This is a genomic window from Methylocystis sp. (genome assembly GCF_021731785.1).
Lineage (GTDB): Bacteria > Pseudomonadota > Alphaproteobacteria > Rhizobiales > Beijerinckiaceae > Methylocystis.
Genome location: NZ_JAKFWS010000033.1, coordinates 1 through 3,998, shown reverse-complemented (window position 1 = coordinate 3,998; position 3,998 = coordinate 1). Strand labels below are relative to the sequence as shown.

The window sequence follows — 3,998 nt, the reverse complement described above, 5'->3', positions numbered from 1 at the left end:
CGCTGTTCATTCCCGAAGGCTGCGCGCATGGCTTTCTCACCCTCGAACCCGACACCGATGTGCTCTATCAGATGAGCCGGCCGTTCGTGGGCGGTCAGGCGCGCGGGCTGCGCTACGACGATCCGGGATTTGCGATTAGCTGGCCGGCCCTTCCCGCCGTGATCGGCGAGGCCGATCTCGCCTGGCCAAGTCCGTGGGTCGGCTGAAACGACAGGGATTTGCCGCCGGCGTCCCGATTCTGTATGCGTTCGTCGCACGTGCAAACGCTTTGCGCCTGGGGAGAGGGGTTCGCGTTGCGGGTTCTGGTGACGGGCGCTTCGGGATTTGTCGGTAGGCAGACGATCGGCGCGCTGGCTCGCGCGGGCGTCGAGGTTCACGCGCATGCTCAACGCCCCGAGAAAATCGAAGGGGACGTCGTCGCCTATGGGGGAGATTTGCGCGCGCCCGGCGCGGCTGGCGCGCTGATCGATCAAGTGCGACCCAATACCGTGCTCCATCTGGCGTGGAACGTCGAACACGGCGCATTTTGGACCAGCCGAGACAATCTCGATTGGACCGCCGCGACGCTGCTTCTTGCTCGCGCCGCGCTTGACGCCGGCGTTCAGCGCTTCGTTGGCGTTGGGACATGTTTCGAATATCGCTGGCCGGACGACGGCACCTGCGACGAAGGAACCACCGAAATCGCGCCGGCGACCCTTTACGCCGTCGCAAAGGACGCGGCGCGCCGGGTGCTGCAGGAGCTTGGCGATATTTCGTTTGCGTGGGCGCGCCTCTTCTATCTTTATGGGCCTTTCGAGCATGAGGCGCGGCTTGTTGCTTCGCTCGCGGCGAAACTTGCCCGCGGAGAAGCCGCGCCGCTTTCGCGAGGGCTTGCGGTGCGCGATTTTCTCGATACCCGCGACGCTGGCGCCGCGCTCGCCGCGCTCGTTCTAAGCGAGACTACGGGCGCTGTGAACATTGCGAGCGGCAAGGGAGTGAGCGTCGCGTCCATCGCCGAGCGTCTTGGCGTGATCGCGGGCCGGTCGGATCTTATTCGCGTCGGCGCGCTCCCTGACCGCGCCGATGAGCCGCCGCGCATTGTCGCGGATGTGCGCCGACTGCGTGACGAAGTGGGTTTTCGACCGTCGCATACGCTCGACGAGGGTCTCGCCGAAACCTACGCATGGTGGCGCGCGCGACTGGCGGAGCGGCCATGACGATGTGTCCCGTCTGTCGCGGAACGAAATCGCTCGGCTTCGAGCATCGCCCCCGCGTGCCGGTCCTGCAGAACCGCGTATGGCCCGACGCGACGAGCGCGCGCGCAGCGCCCGAAGGCGCGCTCGACATGCGAGCGTGCAAATCTTGCGGCTTCGTGTGGAACGACGCGTTCGACAGCACGCGAAATATTTACGACGAAGCATATGATAACGACCAAATGCAGTCGCCTCATTTTCGAGAACATACTGACGCGATGCTGCGCGCGATCCTCGAGGGCCTGCCGCAACGCCCGGTGCATCTTGTCGAGGTTGGATGCGGACAAGGCGCCTTTATCGCGCGGTTGGCGTGCGAGGCGCGGCCACGTTTCGCGTCTCTGACGGGGTTTGACCCCGCCTGGCGCGCCGAGCACGACATCTCGGGCGTGCGCCTGCACAATTACTATTTCGGTCCGCAAGCGCTGCCTCTCATCGGCGCGCCAGCCGAAGCGGTCGTCTCTCGCCATACGATCGAACATGTGCCCGATCCGCTGGCGTTCCTGGAGACGATGCGCGCGTCGATGAGCGACGACCAGGAGGCGCGGCTCTTTCTCGAAACGCCCGACGTTGAATGGATCTTCCGGAATTTCCAGTTGCAGGATCTGTTTTACGAGCATTGTTCTCTGTTTTCACCGGATTCGATCGCGACGGCTCTGGAAGCGGCCGGCTTCGAACCGATCCGCATCTCGAAAGTATTCGGCGAACAGTATCTGTGGGCCGAGGCGCGGCCGAACGCGCGGAAGGCCGAGGCGCGGCCGAACGCGCGGAAGGCCGCGGGACAAGGCTCGCCGGAGGCGCCTGGCGCGCTCGGCGCCGAAGCCGCGCGGTTCGCCGAGCGCCGCAAGGAAATCATTGACGCCTGGCGTTCGCTGGTCGAAGCGCGCGCGGGCGCATCAGACGTATGGCTGTGGGGCGCGTCATCGAAAGGCGTGACGTTTGCGGCGCTCGTCGACCCGGACGCCAAATGGCTGAGGGGCGCGATCGACATCAATCCGAATAAGGCCGGCCGGTTCATGCCCGTGACCGGCCTGCCCATCGCGGCGCCGGAGGCGCTGCGCGGCGGCGATGTGGTGATCGTAATGAATCCGAATTACAAAGCCGAAATCGCGCGGGACATCGAACGGATGGGCAAGCGCGCCGAAATTTTATGCCTCGGCGAATTCTGACAGGAACAGACGATGAAGATCGAGATCGACACGAACAAGCAGGAAATCATCGTCGACGACGAGCGGAGGATTCCGCTTTACTCTGATGAAGGGTTTGCGATCGCGCGCGACCTTTGGGTAAAGGTCGGTTGGAATCAGAAATACAACTATACATTCACCTGGTTCGGCGCCCCGATCATCCAGTTGCCCGACGACATGATCCGCTTTCAGGAAGTGGTGTTCGATCTTAAACCCGACGTGATTATCGAGACGGGCGTAGCGCATGGCGGATCGCTGATTTTTTCCGCAAGTCTATGCAAGTTGATCGATAGGGGCCGCGTGATCGGCGTCGATATCGAAATCCGACCGAAGAACCGCGCCCGCATCGAACAGCACCCATTGAGCGGGATGATCACGCTGCTGGAGGGTTCCTCTACCGCTCCGGAAATCGTCGACAAGGTCAAGGATATGGTTCGACCGGGCGACAAGGTATTGGTGGTGCTCGATTCCGATCACAGCTACGCGCATGTCGCCGCGGAGCTTGCCGCCTACAGTCCGCTCGTCACTCCAGGGTCTTATATCATCGCGACCGACGGCGTGATGCGCGACCTCGTGGAGACGCCACGCGGCCATGCGCATTGGGCGTCCGATAATCCCGCCAATGCGGCCGAGGATTTCGCGCGCAGCAATGCCAACTTCGTGATCGAGGAGCCGGCATGGAAGTTTAGCGAGTCGACGGTGCACGGCAATGTCACGCATTGGCCGAGCGCTTGGCTGAAACGCGTTTCGTAGCCAAGCCAGGCGGATGAGCGGAGCAATGGGCGCATGACCGAACCGCATTTCAGCGTCGTTATTCCCACGCGCGAGCGCGCGGCGACATTGCGCTCGACGCTTCTCGCGTGCCTTGCGCAGGATTTTGACGACTACGAAATCGTCGTCTGCGACAATTGTAGTTCGACGCAAACTCGCGAGGTCGTCGAGGCAATCGACTCGCCGAAGATCGTCTACCACCGTTCCCCCGTCGCGCTTTCCATGCGCGATAACTGGAACCTTGCCTACAGCCTGACGCGCGGCAAATATGTCACCTATATCGGCGACGACGATTCGCTCATGCCGTTCGCTTTTTCGACGCTGCGGGGCCTGTTCGCGCGCGAGAACGTCAAAGCGATCCGCTGGGACGCCGCGATCTATTCCTGGCCGAATATCGCGCGCGCCGACCTTGCGGATCATCTTCAAGCGCCCCTCGCACGCACGAATGAGCGGATCGATGGGCGCAAGGCGTTGAGGGACGTTATAGCGGGTAGCGCTCCGGCGACGATCCTGCCGAACATTTATCACGGATGCGTTGCGCGAGAGGTTCTGGAGACGACACGCGCGCGTGCGGGCCACGTATTTGGAAGCTTCTACTGCGACACCTATTCCAGCTTCGCCGTCGCTTATTTGGCCGGAGAATATCTGTCGCTCTCGGCGCCTCTGTCGATCAGCGGCTTCTCGGCATCCAGCAACCATATCGCGTTCAGCTTCCTGCGCAGCAAGCATGAAAACGCGCAAACGTTGCGTGACGATAACGACGCCGCCGGCCTGCGCCTGCACCCAAGCGTGCCCGATCTGCCTTCTGGGT

General features: G+C 62.6%; 5 protein-coding genes. All 5 read left to right on the top strand.

All coding sequences use genetic code 11. The features are described 5' to 3' along the window. A partial coding sequence (locus tag QZ964_RS06685; RefSeq protein ID WP_292530190.1) for a dTDP-4-dehydrorhamnose 3,5-epimerase family protein occupies window positions 1–206 on the top strand: 206 nt, incomplete at its 5' end. Window positions 207–242: 36 nt separating this feature from the next. Beyond that, window positions 243–1,196 carry an NAD(P)-dependent oxidoreductase gene (locus QZ964_RS06680; protein WP_292530189.1) on the top strand — a complete coding sequence of 318 codons (954 nt, stop codon included), beginning with the start codon at window positions 243–245 and terminating at the stop codon, window positions 1,194–1,196. After that, a complete protein-coding gene (locus tag QZ964_RS06675) occupies window positions 1,193–2,398 on the top strand; it encodes a class I SAM-dependent methyltransferase (RefSeq protein ID WP_292530186.1) in 1,206 nt (401 codons plus the stop codon). The genes QZ964_RS06680 and QZ964_RS06675 overlap by 4 nt, the downstream gene beginning before the upstream one ends. 12 nt (window positions 2,399–2,410) lie before the next feature. Further along, window positions 2,411–3,169: a cephalosporin hydroxylase family protein gene (locus QZ964_RS06670; protein ID WP_292530184.1), complete on the top strand. Its 759-nt coding sequence runs from the start codon at window positions 2,411–2,413 to the stop codon at window positions 3,167–3,169. Window positions 3,170–3,202: 33 nt separating this feature from the next. Next, a partial coding sequence (locus QZ964_RS06665; protein ID WP_292530182.1) for a glycosyltransferase family A protein occupies window positions 3,203–3,998 on the top strand: 796 nt, incomplete at its 3' end.

Bases quoted from the DNA above. Each gene is read 5' to 3' on its own strand.
- QZ964_RS06670 (WP_292530184.1), top strand. From the start codon at position 2,411: ATGAAGATCGAGATCGACACGAACAAGCAGGAAATCATCGTCGACGAC.
- QZ964_RS06675 (WP_292530186.1), top strand. From the start codon at position 1,193: ATGACGATGTGTCCCGTCTGTCGCGGAACGAAATCGCTCGGCTTCGAG.
- QZ964_RS06680 (WP_292530189.1), top strand. From the start codon at position 243: ATGCGTTCGTCGCACGTGCAAACGCTTTGCGCCTGGGGAGAGGGGTTC.